Source organism: Chitinophaga jiangningensis (genome assembly GCF_900142605.1).
GTDB classification, from domain to species: domain Bacteria; phylum Bacteroidota; class Bacteroidia; order Chitinophagales; family Chitinophagaceae; genus Chitinophaga; species Chitinophaga jiangningensis.
The window spans coordinates 48,256-65,486 of the sequence record NZ_FRBL01000003.1 but is presented as its reverse complement, the minus strand read 5'-3'; the positions used below and the strand labels follow the sequence as shown (position 1 = coordinate 65,486).

Below are 17,231 nucleotides of genomic sequence, written 5' to 3'. Positions count from 1 at the left end.
AATGGTGCTACTTTACTTTATTAGCTACTGCCATGCTTAACATGTCTGCTGCGATGCGGCAATATTCAGCAAAATCATTCGGTTTCCGGTAGTAAGCGGCAGCACCGTTTTCCATGCAATCGGCCACCATCTTTTCTGCCCTGGATGTACTCCAGATCACCTTTGGCACATCACTCCAATCCGATATTTGCTGCAGTGCCATGAGTGCATCCAAACCATTCATCAACGGCATATTATAATCCAGTACAATCAGGTCAGGATAGCCATCTAACACGCCCGCATTAATCCGGTCAACCAGCACCCTTCCATTCTCGAAAAATTCGAAGCTGACCGCTTCGGAAACCTCTGAAAAGGCTTCCTTCATCAGCACCTGATCATCGAGATCATCATCTGCCAGGAAAATGTGTACAGTGTTTCTCATACTTGTTCAGCTGTATTAACTTCAGTTTTACTAAATAGTTTGAACAGGAGTTCCCGGTGTATTACGAGTTAACCTTGACAAAAATAGGGTAATAATATGGCAGCGCCCGCCATATTTTATCAGTGGTAACACACATCGTCAAAATCACACCTGAAGTAATTCCGATCCCATCCGTGCAATATTACGCCTTAATTATTGCAAATTCACTTTTATTCTCATTTTGGGAATTCCCAATACAATCAGTCTTCCCCGCAGATAAACGGCACCAGCACCCGCTGTACAAACTCATCCACCCCCGGCGATAATAAACTTACTGTTTGATGCAGGGTGCTGTAATAATACACTTCGTCCTGACCGGGCATCGCCAGCAATTCATCGCCTTCATGATCCATCCAGAGCTCTCCGGTTTTAATATAGCCATCATTACGCAGCACCATGCCGGCAAAGGATAACTCTACACCACGCATTTTAAGGTAACTCACTGCACTAAATAATTGCATCCAGCCCATACCTAGCCGAAGAATGCCATACTGATCCGGCTCAATTTCGTCCCTCCTGATTTTATTTCCTGAAATAAAAAATTGCCGGATAGCCGCATACAGTGCGGGATAGCGCGTACATAGCTGCTGAAACTCATTGTTAACAAAAGGTTTTTCCATAGCGGGTTCATACATAAGATAGGTTTATATGGTGTGGATACCATACTTTAAAATACAAAAATTCGTGTAACCGTTACTGCTATTACTAACTTTTTATGGTGATCCATGCGGGAGCATGATCACTGGCCTTTTCCCAACCCCTCACGGCTTTATCTACACCACCGCTTTTGAGTCGGGGCAACAGTTCCTCATTCAACAGGAAATGGTCCAGTCGCAGCCCTGCATCCCGCTCCCAGGCATGGCGCAGGTAATCCCAGAAGGTATAAATTCGCTTATCCGGATACAACTTTCTCAACGCGTCCGTCCAACCTTTTTTCAGCAAAGCAGCATACGCTTCCCGCACTTCCGTCCGGAACAATGCATTCCCGATATATTTTTCCGGTTTGTATACATCCAGCTCCGTAGGCATTACGTTGAAGTCGCCGATCAGCGCCACCGGCACTTCATGTTTCAGTAAAGCAGTAGCATGGCGGGTCAGGCGCTTAAACCATTTCAGCTTGTAGTCGAACTTCGGTCCGGGATAGGGGTTCCCGTTAGGCAGGTACAGGCAGGCGATTACCAGCTGGTGGGTAATTACTTCGATGTAGCGACTATGTTCATCCGCAGGGTCGCCGGGGAGTATGCGCCGCACTTCCTGTATGGGGCTACCTTTCGATAACACCGCCACGCCGTTCCAGCTTTTTTGTCCGTTCCATACCGCCTCATAACCCGCATCGTTAATGGCTTTCAGCGGAAATTTATCCGAAGGGGCTTTGAGCTCCTGTAAGCATACGATGTCCGGACCAGCTTCCTGCAGCCAGCGCAGCAGTACGTTCAGCCGGCCATTGATCCCGTTGATATTGAAGGTAGCAATCTTGAGCATGTATTTTTAACAGCAACAATTGATCCCAGGTTCACCGCTTTTTTTTACTTTTGGCATCCAACATTTTTCGGCAAACCATGACGCAGCTACCCGCTTCCATTCAGGAAATACTCACCGCGGCGATATGCCCGGGCGATATATGCCTGCCAGCTTACTATCCTGCTGTGGAGACTTTTGAGTCGCTGCAGGCGGGCTTCCGTACGCACGGCCATACCGGCGAGGATCTTACCGGTACAGCATCCGGACAATGGCAGCCCGGCTGGTATACCATCGCACTAAATGGCATGGATGACCCGTTTTTTGTAGATTTCACGGAAAGCGATACCGGCTATCCGGTGTATTATGCACCGCATGGCGCCGGCCGTTGGGATGCAGTACCGGTAGCATCCAGTGCTGCACAATTTATACAGCTTATGCAGGAACTGGAAAAACGGTATGATGATCAGGAAGCTACCCTGGCCTACCTGCGTGAACAGGTGGATGTGGAGCATAATGAGCTGTGGCAGGAAGTGTACGCCAACACGCAGGATCGGGAGCAAGAACCGGAGGAATCTACTCCGGTGGACATGAGCGAATGGATTGCCGGCAGAATTGTAATTACAGACCTGGGCGCAAATAAAATGAAGCTGATTCAGCTACTGAAGGAAACCCTTCGTATCACGAATGTTCAGGCCCTCGAGCTGAGCAAAAAAAAGGAGATAACCTATAAACAAGGTTACCTCCTCCATCTCAAACCTATCATCCTTCAGCTTCAACGTATGGGTGCTGCTGCGGAGTTCCGGGCAGACAATTAGGTTATTTCACTTCTTCGAAATCAGCCGGTTTCCAGCTGCCGTCAAAGGCTTTGGCTTCGGGACCGTATACACGGAAATAAACGAACCAGCCTTTACCCGGAATGGTTTTGATCCACTGTGCTTCTTTACCGGCAGGTGCTGTGGGCCCAAAGTAGAGTTCTGCATTTGGATTACCTGCCAGGTCTTTTAACTCAAACATGGAACGGAGTGCTGCTTTGTTTTGGTCCGTGAGCACCTGGCTGCGGGTTTCAGCATCATACACCGTTACTGACCAAAACAGCTTAGCCGGTACAGGCTGTGGTACAGTCAACTTATACGTTTTGCCACCATCCAGGTATTCACCCTGTTTATCTTTAGTAGCGAGCCAATACACGGAACCTCCACCTGCCTGCCTGCGAAACATGGCCGGAGAAGCGCCGATGGCCTGATAAAACCATACTTCTCTTGCATCCAGATCTACATAGCTGGCCGCATCAAAATCACCGTTTTCAGGGCGTAACCCTGCCCATTCCCACTGTCGGTCTTTCCACACAACAGCGTCAGGACGTCTGTCGGCAAATGACTGCACGCGCATTTGCGCATTGGCAACTTTGGCGGCTTTTTCAAGAATACCTTTCATACGGGCATCCGGCGCAAAGGGCTTACCTTTTACAATTCCCAGGACGGCCAGTTCTCCATAGTAATCCCTGTAACCAGCGTAAGCAGGCTCGCGGTCAATTACGCCGTGGAGTACTTCCCAATATTTAAGACTCGTTTCGTATTCGGCTGGCGTAGTATTCTGCGGTTTGCCTGTAAGGTCCAGTATCTGCGGTTCTTTCCAGTCGGCACCGGGATGCAGCGGCCGTAATTTAACCGTGCCGAGGCGATTCATGGCATCATCTACATCTCCCGCAACAGGCAAAGCCCTTATACCCACTGTAAGGTTATTAGAGCTGGCTTTCCATACATGATAGCCGGCAGGAACTTCTCCTTTGTAATCCGGCGGCAAAATGAGGTGCTTCCCGCCATTTCCTGCATCCGGACCGGGTATACCCATATCCGCTACCCAGCGCTGGTTTACATCCATGGCTACCACAATCAATGGGCCTGGCGGCACTTCCACCACCATCGGTCCCTGACTGAGGTCCAGCAGAAAGGGACCATAGGGGGTATCGGAATTCAGCGTATAACCGATCTGCTGCGGCTTGGTGTCCAGCTTACCTACTATTTTATTGGGAATGATCCCTATATCCAGGTTGCCTTTTAAGATGGCTTCTCCTGAAACGGTGGGATAGAAAAACTTATATGCTGCTATAGCTCTTACCAGATCAGCATCATCATAAGCTTTCTGAATAGTGGCTTTGGTGGGATACCCGCCATTAAATTCGTAACCGGTGGCGGTAGAATCTGTAGTGGTGCCATCAGGCGTTTTTACGGAAGTCTGGTTAGAACATCCTGCCAGTAAAAGGGCCGAAACAGCAGGAATCAACATCCTGATCATAATGAACGTTTTGTTTGAATAGAATTGTTACAGATGATGATCGCTGAATCCGGCTCAGGAATATTATTTTGGGAGATAACAATGCAACGTTTTATAACAAACGATCGAAATGAATGTTGCACCTATGGGGAAAAATAATAATTTACAGTACAAACGAATTTGCATGAATAAACCCTGGCACCTGTTTCTTTTAATATCGATTGCGTTGGTATCTGTTGCCTTTATGTTCCGTGCGGATCAGTTTTACCTGCATTTCGACGACACTTACTATGTGCTTACCTATGGTTTGGTATTTGGAGCCGGGGCTATATTCTTCGTGCTACCATGGTTGTTATACCAGCTGGTGCATCACTGGCTGTATTCCGCCAGGCTAAGCCGGATACATATATACGGTACCGTGGCTATGCTGTTATCCATAATCGGATTAATGCTCTGGGAAAGTGCGCAGCAAAAAGTAGTTACTGCTCCCAGCATGGAGGTGTATAATCGCTGGCAAACGTTTTTCCAGGTATCCGTACTAAGCTGCACTGTAGCCTTTCTTGCACTCCAGCTATTGTTTGTTTACCATCTCCTTAAAGGGATTTTACGCACCAATAAATCATAAAAAAAAAGTGCCATTGCAATGGCAATGGTGTCATTCATATAAAACAAACCTACATCCCGGATTAATTCATCCGCCTGGTGGGTGTGGTTGCAACTTTGAATCCAGCACCTTGTTCAGCTCTTCCATTTTGCTCCACTGCGGAATGCACCGTCGGACGGCCCTTATCAACCCTGTCTATTGCGACTGGGCGTGGCGTCATGATTCTCGCACAGGTCGGTTTATTCTCATTAACAAGCACTGTGTGTATTTGTTTATTTAAATTATTTCACCCTGCTGTCCCCATGTAAAAACACTTCGCAGGCTTTACGTTTATTCCTTCCCGGTATATTTTTCTGGCAGCTTTGCTGTGATTACTCCCTCGTTTTTAATATCTTAGTACTCCTATCTGCATTTTAAATCAAAAAACCCGGCATGAAGGCTTTCCCGCAATTAACTACTGACAGACTGATTTTACGAAGAGTAGCCACTGAAGATATCCCTGCCATGGTGAAATACGCCAACAACAGGCGGATATCTGAGAACACCCTCACCCTGCCCTACCCTTACACCATTGATGATGCAGTGAACTGGATCAGCTTTAGTATACAGGGATACCGTTCAGGCGAGCGATACATCTTCGCTATCATTCTACGGGAAAGTAATGAATTCATCGGGGCAATAGGCCTGCATGTAAAACAGGAACACAATAAAGCAGAAATTGGATTCTGGCTGGGAGAGCCTTTCTGGAACAAGGGCCTCATGTCGGAAGCGCTACAGGCTGTGTTGGATTATGGGTTCAACACCCTTCACTTCAATAAACTTTTCGCCAATCACTTCATCGAAAATCCAGCCTCCGGAAAGGTATTACAGAAAGCCGGCATGATACAGGAAGCGGTGCTGAAAGATGAATACCGCATCAAAGGAAAATACAGGAGTGTAATACAATACCGCCTCACCGAAGCAGAATACCAGGCGTTACGTCAATAAACCGGAACTCCTTCTGCACCGGGGGCGCAGAAGGAGTTCCAGGAAACAAACAATAGTCAAACTATTAACAAACCCAGTAGGTAGCGCCACAGCTGATAAACTGTGTTGTTACCAGTGATTTTCCTTTCGCATTTTCCTGCGGTACAGCTTTACTGTTTAAAGCACTCACTTTAATTTTGTTCAGTTTCAGCCTGGTGGTGATTTTCTTTTTCATAAAATACAGATTTAGGTTCTATACTAAATTTACACTAATACCTTCCCGGCAACAATCACGTAAAAAAGGGATTTTATTTTTTTTAAGCGAGCGCTTGGATTTACTAAAAAAATTAGTATTTTTGTCGCAGACATATAAGTAAAGCCCTTCGGTTCAAGACTCAACAGCAGACTTACCGGGGGCTTTCTTTTTTCAGACATTACTAATTTTGTTAGCACACTTTATGCCACTTGAGTTAGAACATATCAAGGAGGGACTGTATTATCGTTACAAAGGGCATATTATACGCGTTGAAGAAGTCCATTACCCCTTTCTACCTGCCATGCGCCATGCGATGGAGGCGATCCCTATTGAAAACAACGAGTTGTTTATGCTGGGTTTTGAAACCTGGAACCGCTCAGGCGAGTTTATACGGCACCTCAGCGATGGCCGCGAGTTTGGCCTTAAGCGCACCCAAAACACCGGATGGACGGTCTGGATCAATGGCGTGGATATCAAAACGGAATTGCATTACATTCACGAAATCCAGGAGATCTGGCTGGTGTTGTTTAAAGATGTGCTGCGCCGCCGCGGCGATCATCCACGCCCTGCCCTCAAACTGATGTATTACCTCATGCCTAACACCAGCGCTTCCGTAAAAATAGGTATCTATGAAACTGGCCGCTATTCCGGCAAAGCGCGCAAGTACAACGAAATCCTTCCCTATCAGCAGCAACTCTACTACCTCACCTGGGATTGTACTTTTTTATTCCGCAATATCAGCTTCGCTATATGGCTGATTGTGGAACCCACCGTACCAACAGAAGTATTGTTTGAATTTGAAGGCCGCACCTGGGGACTGGAGCTGGTGGCGGGCCGCGGCACCAGCGATAAGGATACTCGCGCAGCTGCCAAATGGCTGCATCATCATCTCGTGGAAAATGTATTGAAGCAGTTGTAACGGTCAGCGGTGAATTTGGCTTTTCCTTTTTTCACGCAAAGCAGCATAAGCAGGTAAGCATCTAAGACCTGCAGTTTGTTCAATAAGTTTGTTTGAATAAGTTTGTTTGAATAAGTTTGTTTGAATTGGGAGAGACCAAAGTTCTCTCCCAATTCATTTTATTGTCCACCTTCGGTGGACAACAAAATGAATTTAACAACAAAACACAATCCCTTAGCTGCTTACCTGCTTATGCTGCTTTGCGTGAAAAAAAAATCGCGCCAGGGCCGAAGGCCCACCGCGCGAAAAAAAATAGCCGTTAATCAACCTTTAACGGCTATTCAAATTTGCCCTTATTTGGTATTCATACTTGTAATCAGCGCAATCAACTGCGCAGAAGTTACCGGAGCGGGATTAAACGTAAACGTAGTGTAGTTCTGCCCTGCAGGTGGTGCAGGAATCACTACATCCTTCTGTTCCGCATAAAACTGACCACCGATGGAAGAGATAGCGAGGAAAGTACCTGCCTGGCCAATCGGAATACTGTTCTGATAGCTCAGGAAGCCTTCAAAACCTGCCGGTGGTGTGAAAATCGTGTTGTAGAATTTAATCACACTGTTGATACCTGCCGGCTTGAAAAACAGCATGGTAGGCTCTTCCCCAACGTAGCTGGTGCCGGTGGCAGGATTGTAATTAGATGCAAAATAACCCAGTACAGTGGTTTTAGGATTCGGATTGCTCATGAGGCGATCACAGTTGACCCAGGTCATTAAGCTGTCGAGGCGGAAATTCAGCGTACCGTTTGAACCATTAAACAACGCAAACGCAGAAGCAGGATTAGTTACCTGTGTCCAGTCAACACCTTTGTTAGCACTCACGGTAGTACTTACGGTAATCAACTGGTTCACGTAGTTGTAACCGCTGAGATCCATGGTAATGGTAGTATCACCATTCCACATCGGAATACGATCAGCGTTTACTTTTGGCGCCGGGGCCTGTACGCGTACGCCACTGTCGGGGCGCAGCTTCAGGTCCACACTACCCTGTTTGGCTGCTACATAAAATTCACCGAATGATTCCAGCGGCTGACCAGCACTGGTTGCCGTTGGCTTGTCCGCGAAAATCATCCCGGCAGCATTACTCACCTCTTTAATGTACAGGGTGATAGTGCCGGTAGCAGGACTACCATCTGGTTTAACCAGGGCATTACGACCAATGTTGTAGGTCTTGCCACTCTTGGTTCTTACAGTTACGCCTTCCTGCATAACTACATCAAAACGCTCCAGTGCCGGACCGTTGGCACGGAGAAACTGGTGTAAACGAAGGCCGTTAGGATCGGGGGCCGCTTCCTCAGTGGAGGCGCGGGCTACAGACAGATCTTGTGCATCGTTTTTCACTTGCTTGGTACAGGCACCAAAAAGCAGGAGCGCAGCAACGCCTCCTGCCAGGTAAATGGAATTTAGGCTCATGGAATTCTTTTGAGGGATGTGATAAATCGGGTTCAAACACAAATAGGGCGATTTGCTTTGTTATTACGGTTGAGATATGAAGTTAAAACCTGCTACTGAAGTATAACGACACCAGACAGTCATGTGAACTTTCAGCACCCACCTTATCCTGAGCCCGTTATTTTTTGGAGGTAAACAAAAATCTACTACATTTGTGTATAAATTACAATAATTGAGTAAATTATAACCTGACCGACTGTACGTAATGAGGAATCACCTGCTATTATTACCCGCCCTGGTACTGACCCAACAGCTCCAGGCGCAACACACCGAAACAAAAGACAGCAGCCGACAGCTAAATGGCGTTGTCATCTACCAGGCAGGAAAAAACACCCCTGTCACCTATCAGAACCTGGACATGACATCCATCCGGGAAAAAAACACCGGACAGGAGCCTTCGTTTCTGCTCACCGCCACACCGGCTGTTACCAACTACTCCGACGCCGGTAACCAACAGGGATATTCGTACTACCGTATCCGTGGGATCGATCAAACAAGGATCAATACGACGCTGGACGGTATGCCGTTAAATGAACCGGAAGACCAGGGCGCCTATTTTTCCAACTACCCCGACCTCTTTACTTCCTTAAGCGCGGTACAAATTCAGCGTGGCACCGGCACTTCCAAAAATGGTGCGGCCAGCTACGCCGGAAGCGTACAGCTGTTTTCGCCGGACCTGAAAGATCCGCAGTCCACCACCTTCGGCCTGGGATATGGCTCCTACAACAGCTTCCGTGCATTTGCGGAACATAAAAGCGGTGTAAAAAACAATAAGGCATTTTATGCAAGAGCCTCACAAATCTATACCGACGGCTACAAGGATCACGCATTCAACAACTCACAGTCGGCCTTTGTAAGCGGCGCCATCTTCCTCCCTAAAAGCACCTGGAAGGTAAACCTGATGGCCGGCCACCAGCAAAACGGCATGGCCTGGCTACCGGTAGCGGATACACTGATTGCTAAAAACAGGAAAACAAACGCCAACACCAAAGCAGAAAAAGATGAGTTTCTGCAAAGTCTGCTCCAGGTGCAACATCAATGGCAGCCCAATAACCACAGCATACTCAACTCCTCCGTATACTACACCTACCTCAATGGCGGCTATGGCATGGATGTAAACAACTACTACGGCGAAGCATCCGACGGAAATTTATTTCACTATAACTTCCGTTCCCACTTTGCAGGTATATTCAGTAACTACACACTGTACAATGATCATTTCAGCTGGACTACCGGCATACACGCTAATTTATACACCAGGCGCCACCTCGGAAAAGATGATGCACTGGGCGAATTATACCGCAACCGCGGCAACAAAAATGAAGCAAGCGCCTCTACCCGACTGGAATACCGCCTGCAACGCTTCACCTTTTTTGGCGACCTGCAATACCGGTATGTAACGTTTGATTATATAGGAAGCGTAGGACTACCGCAGGTCAACTGGCAGTTCCTGAACCCACGCGGAGGGATTGATTTTGCAGCGAACGATCACCTGAGCTTTTATTACAGCATCGGCAAAACCAGCAGGGAGCCCACCCGCAACGACATGTTCGCTGGCAATGATGACCTCCCTATAGATAGTAGTGCAGGAAAACCAATTATTAACAAAGACCCTGAATCAGTAATTGACCAGGAATTGGGGCTCAAAATTAAATGCGAAAAATTCGCGCTGCAGCTAAACGGCTATTACATGAACTTCCACAACGAAATCGTGCTCAATGGTCAGATAGGTCCTAACGGCCTGCTGCTCACGAATAATGTGAACAGCAGCTACAGAACAGGTGTGGAGCTCAGTGCCACTTATCAGCTCAGTAAAAGTTTTACTTTAACTAATAACAGCGCCTACAACCACAGTGTTATCAAGGAAGATAAAACTACGTTCAAACCAGTGCTTACACCCAGCCTGATCATCAACCAGGAAGTGGCTTACCATCACAGGCAATGGGTGCTGGCTGTAACAGGCCGCTACCAGAGCAGCGCTTACATCGACTTTGCCAATACAGCTCAGCTGGATGGGTATTTCCTCCTGAATGCGCGTGCACAGTATAGCCTGCAACGTTATACCTTCTCTGTTTTCGTTAACAATGTGACGAACGCACATTATTACAATAACGGCGCAACAGACGGCCGTGGGAATGTGAGCTATTTTGTACAGGCGCCAGCTAACTTTTACGCAGCAGTGAAGTACAGTTTTTAATTAAGGCGGGAAGCGATAAAATCGCTTCCCGTTATTTTGCACCTGCCTTTTCCAGGATTTTGACGATCTCTGTAAAACCCTTGCTGCGTGCATGCGCCAGCGGACTAACACCATCCCCATCCGCCAGGTTCACATTGGCGCCTGCATTCACCAGCAACTGCACAATCTCTACATGTTTAGGCCCGCCATTACTCAGCAGAATGGCTTCCAGCAAGCCAGTCCACCCTAAGCGATTGACGTGGTCAATCGGGAAATCCTTTACCGCCAGTAATGTTTTCACCACTTCCACATGCCCTCTTTCACAGGCCGGGATTAACGCAGAACCACCATACCGGTTGAATACGTCAAACCTGGCGCCTGCCTGCAGGCACAGCTTTAAAATATCTACATATCCTTCGGCACCTGCATACAGGAAAGGGCTGTTCAACATATCATCCTGGGCATTCACATCGGCACCTGCGGCAATCAGCAGCGCGGCAGCATCGGTATGATGATGATAGGTAGCCACCATCAAGGGTGTACGTTTCTTATTATCCCGCACTTCCAATTTGGCATTCGCCTGCAAGAGCGATTTAATGGTAGTTGTATCATTGTCGGCGGCGGCAGTCAACAGATCTTTGACAGTGCTTCTCCTTTCATCCTGGGAACATGCAGTCATACTCAGATTAATTATTAGAATACAAGAAATAAGATATCTAAACAGTTTCATAACCAGTACATTAGGCTCACTGTAAAAGTAACACTTACCCCTTGTTTGCATCGGTACAAACCATGCTATTGGGAGTATTTTTTATCACTGCCCGTATTGTTTTTTAGGTAGATGAATGCCAGCACGCCGGCAATAATGCCGAGTACCCCGCATATTTTTAACACGTGGCCATAAGTGCTGATGAACGCGGCCTTGTATATGCCAGCTATTTGGTCCTGCAGGGCAATACCTGTGGGCACCCTGGCATCGCCCAGGGCAGTAGCCTGTTGCAATACCTGCTGTTGTTCCGCGGCACTCAGCCCCATATCACTGATAGCATGTTGGGTATAGGCAGAAAAAAATACCACGGCCAGGCCACCGAATACGGCCGTGGAAAATACCGTGGCAATGCGTGTTACCGCGTTATTAACGCCGGACGCTGTACCTGCCAGCTGCTTTCCTACCGCCCCCATCACGGCAGCGGTGAGCGGCGATACCGTAATGGCCATGCCCGCACCAAAAATCATAATACCCGGAAAATAGGTAGTGAAGTAATCAGCAAAACCACGGGTTTCCTTAATGGTGGACATCAGCAGCATACCCACGCCGGCTATCACCGGCCCCATGGTAAGAAACAACCGCGGGCCATATTTATCCGCCAGCGCACCCATGGTGCGACTAAACAAAATCATCATCAATGAAAAAGGCAGAAAGGTAAGTCCGGATTGCAACTGCGAATACCCCTGCACCTGCACCAGGTTGAGCGAAAGAAACAACATCGCACCATTTAATCCTGCATAGAGGAAAAAGCAGAGCAGATTCGCACCGAGAAAAACGCGGTTCTTAAACAGGTGCAGCGACATCATCGGATACGGGATGCGTGATTCTCTCCCTATAAAAGCAATGAGCAACACTACCCCCACCAGCACTGTGATAAAAACTTTTGGATGCTGCCAGCCGGCGGTAGGCATCGTGAGAAAACCATAGGTAAGCGATGCTAAGCCCACCGCTATATACACCGCCCCCGGGTAATCTATCGGGCCTTCCACTTCTTCCTCATCGCGGTTCTCCGCTACGTGTCGCCATAAAATAAACAACGCCGCCAGCCCCAGCGGCACATTAATGAAAAAGATATACCGCCACCAACCGGCATCTGCCAGCCAGCCGCCCAGCAGCGGCCCCGCCATCGTTACAAACGTGGTTGCGGCGGACCACGTACCTACGGCTTTACCCCGCTCATTTTCGTTGATAGTAGCCGATATCAGGCTCAAACTGCCGGGGATCATAAATGCACCGCCTATTCCCTGCAAGGCCCTGAAAGCAATTAATTGCGCCGCAGTGGCCGAAAAACCGCAACAGGCAGATCCAATGATAAACACCATAATACCGGCCATGAATACACGCTTGCGACCCAGCCGGTCGCCCAGCGCACCGCCAATCAATATCAGCGAAGCCAGCATCAGCATATAGGCGTTCAGCACCCAGAAAAGTTCTGCAGCGCTGGCATCCAGCGCATGCTGCAACGAGGGTAGCACCACATTCAGCGCCGTGCCATCAATAAACGCCATCGTGCTGGCCATAATGGCCGATATCATAATCCAGCGCCCGGCCGCACTGTTTAAAGCAACTGATTCCATACTGACATGTAGAACATCGAACGATAGGAATTGTTCCACTGTCGGTACAAGAACATTTACCTGCCGGGGTAATGCAGTCGTACCCAGTAAATTAAGGTAAATACCCAAAACAATGACCACTGATTCCCTCTTGTTTAACCAGCAGTACTTCAACGAGTTCACCCGGCAGTCCGATGAAAAAACCATCATCATCAACAGTATCCGTAAACTAATCGCGCACGAAAAACCGCAATCCTGCCTGGAAATAGGCATGGGCACCACACCGGTTTTCCATCAGCAGCTGGGACCCTATTTTCAGCACTATACAGTCGTTGAAAAAAATACGGACGGAGTACCGCTGCCGGCGGAGGTGCAGGTCATTACCTGCAGCTGGGAGGAAGCACAACTGTCACGGCAATACGATCTTATTATCGCTTCACATGTGTTTTATTACTTCCAGCATAAGCAGGAGGCTATAGATAAAATGTTGTCCTGCCTTACGGAAAACGGTATGCTGATCATCGTGGTCAATGGCCAGGAAGAAGACTATGGACCGCTGAAGGAATATTTCTACCAAAACATACAACGGGACTATCAGCCAACTTACCCACAGGTAATGCGTGCGCTGGCCGGCAAAAACCACTTAACCTTTTCCGTGCCGGCAGCCATTCATTATCCGGATCATGAAACCTTATACCATTCCCTTTCCCTGTTTTTCGATCAGTATCCAACGCCATACAGGTTGCACCAGCACAACATTATCACTTATCTCCGTCAAACCTTAGGCCAGCGGCCTTTTAAGCTCTATCAGAAAATCATCCTTCACAGTAAAAAGATCATGCCCTGGCGCTACCTCCTGGACCACCCCGATTACGAAATAACGCTGCAGGATATACGCCTTTGGGTATTGGATGGTGTATTTTCTCCCGATCGACAACTGACCAATTCCACCCCCCTGCTGTTAACCCATCTGCCAGACATGCAGGGCCGCCGGGTATTGGACATTGGCTGCGGCACCGGGATTATCAGTATCCTGGCCGTTCGTAACGGGGCTGAAGCAGCGGTGGCTGCAGATATTAGCCCCAAAGCAGTGGCCAATACCCGGCTGAACGTGAGCATGCACCAATACGAGGAGCAAATCACCGTGGTGCAATCCGATCTGTTCAACAACATCCATGGCAAGTATCATTATATATTCGGGAACCTCCCCATCCTGGAAGATATCTGGCAAATCAGCAATCCTCCTGTGCTACTGCTGCAACGGTTCCTGGCCGAAGCAAAAGAATTTATTTTACCCGGTGGCCGGTTGCTGTTCAGCTGGGCCTCCTTTGCCCCCACCGCACCGGTGCTGAGCATATTGCAGGTATTGAACTATCATTATACCATGCACGCCACTTCACAGAACAATACCATGTGGTATGTGTTTATCATACAGTTTTAATGGCGTAATCTGTTTATTAATTGTCGGTGAGGAGGATGAGGCTCTTTTGAATTTTTACTACTTTCACCGGTAGTTTAAAAATTCACTATGATCACCACCAATATTGGCATCATCAGCCACATCAGAAGTAATTACGTAAAATTATTTGACCTTTATTCCACCGAACAACTGAACAAGGTACCTGAGGGCTTTAACAATAACATCCTTTGGAACCTTGGGCACCTGCTGGTGACAGACGAAATCATGTTTTACCAGGCTGCCGGCAGGCCTGCTAATCTGGATGAACAATTTATTGCGCGCTTCCGCAGGGGCACCAGGCCTGAAGGCGCTTTGAGCGAAGCGGATACCGAAAAGATCAAACAGGAAATGCAACATGCGTTGTTGAGAGTGCAGGAGGATCACCAACAGGGAAAATTTGCTGCCTATACGCCCATGACGCTTTCCAGCGGTATTGTGATCAACAACATCGGGGATGCTATTGCTTTTGCCGGTTATCACCATGGCTTGCATACAGCGGCCATTAATAATCTGAGGAAGTTTATTTAATCAAAATAGAAGGTAGGTATGGAAGTAGGAATAGACAGCTTCGCTGCGACCAAATCGCAGAGCAAAGCACATGATGCAGCCGCGGACATGCGGGAAATGGAAAACCTGTTGCAACGGATTGACCTGGCCGATCAGGCGGGGTTGCATGTATTCGGTATCGGTGAGCATCACCGAAAAGAGTTTATGGATGCCGCGCCTACCATGATACTGGCAGCCGCCGCTGCCCGTACCAAACAAATCAGGCTTACCAGCGCCGTTACGGTATTGAGCGCGGCCGATCCGGTGAGGGTGTTCCAAAGCTTTGCTACGCTGGACATTATTTCCAAAGGCCGCGCAGAGATGGTGGTTGGCCGTGGATCTTTTGTGGAAGCCTATCCCCTGTTTGGCTACAACCTGAACGACTACGACGAGCTGTTTGTAGAAAAGCTGGACCTGCTGCTGCAGATCCGCGAGTACGAAACGGTACAGTGGAAAGGGAAGTTCCGTGCCCCGCTCAATGGGGTGCCCATTTATCCAAGGCCGGTACAGGAACCACTTCCTATATGGCTTGGCGTGGGTGGTACGCCACAATCCTTTGCCAGGGCGGGTACGCTCGGACTGCCGTTGATGGTAGCCATTATTGGAGGCGAAACCCATCGTTTCCGGCCACTGATCGACCTTTACCGCGAAGCGGGTCGCAAGGCTGGTCACGCCCCGGAAAAATTACAGGTGGGCCTGCATTCCCTCGGCTACATAGCCGAAACTTCCCAGCAGGCAAGGGATGAATTTTTCCCCGGCTATGCAGAAACGTTTACCAAAATTGGCAAGGAACGTGGCTGGGGACCTGTAACCAGGGCTCAGTTTGATGCCCAGACAGGGCCTACCGGTGCTTTGCTGGTGGGCAGTCCGCAGGAGGTGGCTGAAAAAATTCTCCGCCACAGCGAAGCGCTGGGTGGCATTTCCAGGCTTACCTTCCAGATGGACAACGCAAACATGTCGCACGAGAAGCTGCTAAATTCCATCTCCCTGATCGGAAAAGATATTATTCCTCTCGTCAGATAATCCTGCTGCGTATGTACGTGGGCGTTACTCACGCTCACGTACATACGCTTCCAACACCCGGAGGTCATTGATGGCATCACCGATGGTGTTGTTGAAATAGGCATATACATCTTTGCCGGCATGGAGCCAGTCGCGCACATAGGAAGCATATTCATACAGATAGCTATCCTCGTAACTACTCCGGTAATTCCCTTCCGGGCCGTGAAAGCGCGCATATACGAAATCGGCGTCCATATCTTCCAGCGGTGAGCCTACGTTTGCTTTATCGTGCACCACCATGGTGGCCTGGAATTCGTTGAGCAGCCGGTAGCTTTCCTCCCGGTACCAGGAAAGATGGCGGAACTCCACTGCCAGTCGCCACGCTCCTTCCGGATCCGCTTCCCTTACCGCTGCCAGCAGTTGTTCCACCCGCTGTAAAGCACCAGCCCGTAGTGATGGCGGCAATTGTATCAGCAGGCATCCTTTCTTTTCACCTACACCAGCAATCACGTCCATAAACCGGGTCACATCTGCCGGCTTGAAGTCCAGGTCTCTTACATGTGTAATGCCCTGCCAGAGCTTAAAGGTGAATTTAAAATGATCAGGAACGCCGGCAGCCCAGCGCTGCATGGTTTTCAGCATAGGGATGTTGTAGAAGGAGCTGTTGATCTCAATGGAATTAAATAGCGTGCCGTATACCTCGAGGCGACTTTTTTCTCTAAGTGGCTCAGGGTAAAACTGTTTATTCTTGTATGGCAGTACTAACCCGCTGGTGCCGGTATAATAACTTCCTTTTCTCATGCAAAATCAAAAAATAGCTTGAATGTATATACGTAATACGATTGAATAAAGATGCGTGCGTTTGATATACCAGCAAAAAATTCTGTAACTTTTAGTATAAAATAGTTGCTTATGGAACAGGGAAAACCCGGCGGACCCAATGATCACCTGGCTAATGAACGGACGTTTCTGGCCTGGATACGCACGGCCGTAGGCCTGATGGCCTTTGGCTTTGTAGTAGTCAAGTTCTCCCTGTTTGTAAAACAGATAGGTCTTGCGCTGGGCAGAGATGTGACGTTGCCTTCACATGGCTATTCCGGCATTGCAGGGATTATTTTAGTAGCAGTAGGCATGCTCACTGCCATCCTTTCCTACAAGCGTTACCAGGACGTAAAAAAAGAACTGGAATCCGGCAGGTACTATCATACCGCCGGATTGTTAACTACCCTCACCATTTTTATTGTTTTAATGAGCCTGTTTTTGCTGGTGTACCTTGTGGATAGCATCCGATAAAAA

18 protein-coding genes are annotated in these 17,231 nt (G+C 48.3%); 9 read left to right on the top strand and 9 right to left on the bottom strand.

Features of this window, described 5'->3' with window-relative positions:
• Window positions 1-7: 7 nt before the first annotated feature.
• The 3 genes from BUB18_RS07870 to xth form a co-directional block, all read right to left on the bottom strand.
• Window positions 8-421, bottom strand: a complete 414-nt coding sequence (locus tag BUB18_RS07870) for a response regulator (RefSeq protein WP_073079694.1) — start codon at window positions 419-421, stop codon at window positions 8-10.
• Window positions 422-660: 239 nt separating this feature from the next.
• Window positions 661-1,095 carry a hypothetical protein gene (locus BUB18_RS07865; protein ID WP_073079692.1) on the bottom strand — a complete coding sequence of 145 codons (435 nt, stop codon included), beginning with the start codon at window positions 1,093-1,095 and terminating at the stop codon, window positions 661-663.
• 70 nt (window positions 1,096-1,165) lie between these two features.
• Window positions 1,166-1,942, bottom strand: a complete 777-nt coding sequence (gene xth, locus BUB18_RS07860) for an exodeoxyribonuclease III (protein ID WP_073079687.1) — start codon at window positions 1,940-1,942, stop codon at window positions 1,166-1,168.
• Between the two features lie 77 nt (window positions 1,943-2,019).
• On the opposite strand from xth, the gene BUB18_RS07855 reads away from it, so the two are divergent.
• A complete protein-coding gene (locus BUB18_RS07855) occupies window positions 2,020-2,736 on the top strand; it encodes an SMI1/KNR4 family protein (RefSeq protein ID WP_073079685.1) in 717 nt (238 codons plus the stop codon).
• Window position 2,737: 1 nt separating this feature from the next.
• On the opposite strand, the gene BUB18_RS07850 is transcribed toward BUB18_RS07855, so the two are convergent.
• Window positions 2,738-4,216, bottom strand: coding sequence for a DUF1214 domain-containing protein (locus BUB18_RS07850; RefSeq protein ID WP_073079683.1), 1,479 nt, complete (start codon window positions 4,214-4,216; stop codon window positions 2,738-2,740).
• Window positions 4,217-4,379: 163 nt separating this feature from the next.
• On the opposite strand from BUB18_RS07850, the gene BUB18_RS07845 reads away from it, so the two are divergent.
• Window positions 4,380-4,820 carry a hypothetical protein gene (locus BUB18_RS07845; RefSeq protein ID WP_073079681.1) on the top strand — a complete coding sequence of 147 codons (441 nt, stop codon included), beginning with the start codon at window positions 4,380-4,382 and terminating at the stop codon, window positions 4,818-4,820.
• 411 nt (window positions 4,821-5,231) lie between these two features.
• Window positions 5,232-5,786 (top strand): GNAT family N-acetyltransferase, encoded by a 555-nt coding sequence (locus BUB18_RS07840; RefSeq protein WP_073079680.1) that lies wholly within the window; start codon window positions 5,232-5,234, stop codon window positions 5,784-5,786.
• Between the two features lie 64 nt (window positions 5,787-5,850).
• Here BUB18_RS07840 and BUB18_RS29615 read toward each other — a convergent pair whose 3' ends face one another.
• Window positions 5,851-6,000: a hypothetical protein gene (locus BUB18_RS29615; protein ID WP_178372101.1), complete on the bottom strand. Its 150-nt coding sequence runs from the start codon at window positions 5,998-6,000 to the stop codon at window positions 5,851-5,853.
• A gap of 223 nt (window positions 6,001-6,223) precedes the next feature.
• On the opposite strand from BUB18_RS29615, the gene BUB18_RS07835 reads away from it, so the two are divergent.
• Window positions 6,224-6,940 (top strand): hypothetical protein, encoded by a 717-nt coding sequence (locus BUB18_RS07835; protein WP_143159869.1) that lies wholly within the window; start codon window positions 6,224-6,226, stop codon window positions 6,938-6,940.
• Window positions 6,941-7,272: 332 nt separating this feature from the next.
• On the opposite strand, the gene BUB18_RS07830 is transcribed toward BUB18_RS07835, so the two are convergent.
• Window positions 7,273-8,388: a hypothetical protein gene (locus BUB18_RS07830; protein ID WP_073079676.1), complete on the bottom strand. Its 1,116-nt coding sequence runs from the start codon at window positions 8,386-8,388 to the stop codon at window positions 7,273-7,275.
• 244 nt (window positions 8,389-8,632) lie between these two features.
• Here BUB18_RS07830 and BUB18_RS07825 point away from each other — a divergent pair, with 244 nt between their 5' ends.
• Window positions 8,633-10,624, top strand: a complete 1,992-nt coding sequence (locus tag BUB18_RS07825; protein WP_073079674.1) for a TonB-dependent receptor — start codon at window positions 8,633-8,635, stop codon at window positions 10,622-10,624.
• 31 nt (window positions 10,625-10,655) lie between these two features.
• Here BUB18_RS07825 and BUB18_RS07820 read toward each other — a convergent pair whose 3' ends face one another.
• Together BUB18_RS07820 and BUB18_RS07815 are read right to left on the bottom strand one after the other, a co-directional pair.
• Window positions 10,656-11,282 (bottom strand): ankyrin repeat domain-containing protein, encoded by a 627-nt coding sequence (locus BUB18_RS07820; RefSeq protein WP_218588010.1) that lies wholly within the window; start codon window positions 11,280-11,282, stop codon window positions 10,656-10,658.
• A gap of 116 nt (window positions 11,283-11,398) precedes the next feature.
• Window positions 11,399-12,949 (bottom strand): MFS transporter, encoded by a 1,551-nt coding sequence (locus BUB18_RS07815; RefSeq protein WP_073079672.1) that lies wholly within the window; start codon window positions 12,947-12,949, stop codon window positions 11,399-11,401.
• Window positions 12,950-13,061: 112 nt separating this feature from the next.
• Between BUB18_RS07815 and BUB18_RS07810 the strand changes: the two genes are divergently transcribed.
• From BUB18_RS07810 to BUB18_RS07800, 3 genes are all read left to right on the top strand, one after another.
• The gene (locus BUB18_RS07810; RefSeq protein WP_073079670.1) at window positions 13,062-14,369 is read left to right on the top strand and encodes a methyltransferase; all 1,308 of its coding nucleotides are present in this window, start codon (window positions 13,062-13,064) and stop codon (window positions 14,367-14,369) included.
• An 87-nt stretch (window positions 14,370-14,456) separates the two neighbouring features.
• Window positions 14,457-14,915, top strand: a complete 459-nt coding sequence (locus tag BUB18_RS07805) for a DinB family protein (protein WP_073079668.1) — start codon at window positions 14,457-14,459, stop codon at window positions 14,913-14,915.
• Between the two features lie 18 nt (window positions 14,916-14,933).
• Window positions 14,934-15,956 carry an LLM class flavin-dependent oxidoreductase gene (locus BUB18_RS07800; RefSeq protein ID WP_073079666.1) on the top strand — a complete coding sequence of 341 codons (1,023 nt, stop codon included), beginning with the start codon at window positions 14,934-14,936 and terminating at the stop codon, window positions 15,954-15,956.
• Between the two features lie 24 nt (window positions 15,957-15,980).
• Here BUB18_RS07800 and BUB18_RS07795 read toward each other — a convergent pair whose 3' ends face one another.
• Window positions 15,981-16,736 (bottom strand): DUF72 domain-containing protein, encoded by a 756-nt coding sequence (locus tag BUB18_RS07795; protein WP_073079664.1) that lies wholly within the window; start codon window positions 16,734-16,736, stop codon window positions 15,981-15,983.
• A 111-nt stretch (window positions 16,737-16,847) separates the two neighbouring features.
• Here BUB18_RS07795 and BUB18_RS07790 point away from each other — a divergent pair, with 111 nt between their 5' ends.
• Window positions 16,848-17,228, top strand: coding sequence for a YidH family protein (locus BUB18_RS07790; protein ID WP_073079662.1), 381 nt, complete (start codon window positions 16,848-16,850; stop codon window positions 17,226-17,228).
• Window positions 17,229-17,231 lie beyond the last annotated feature (3 nt).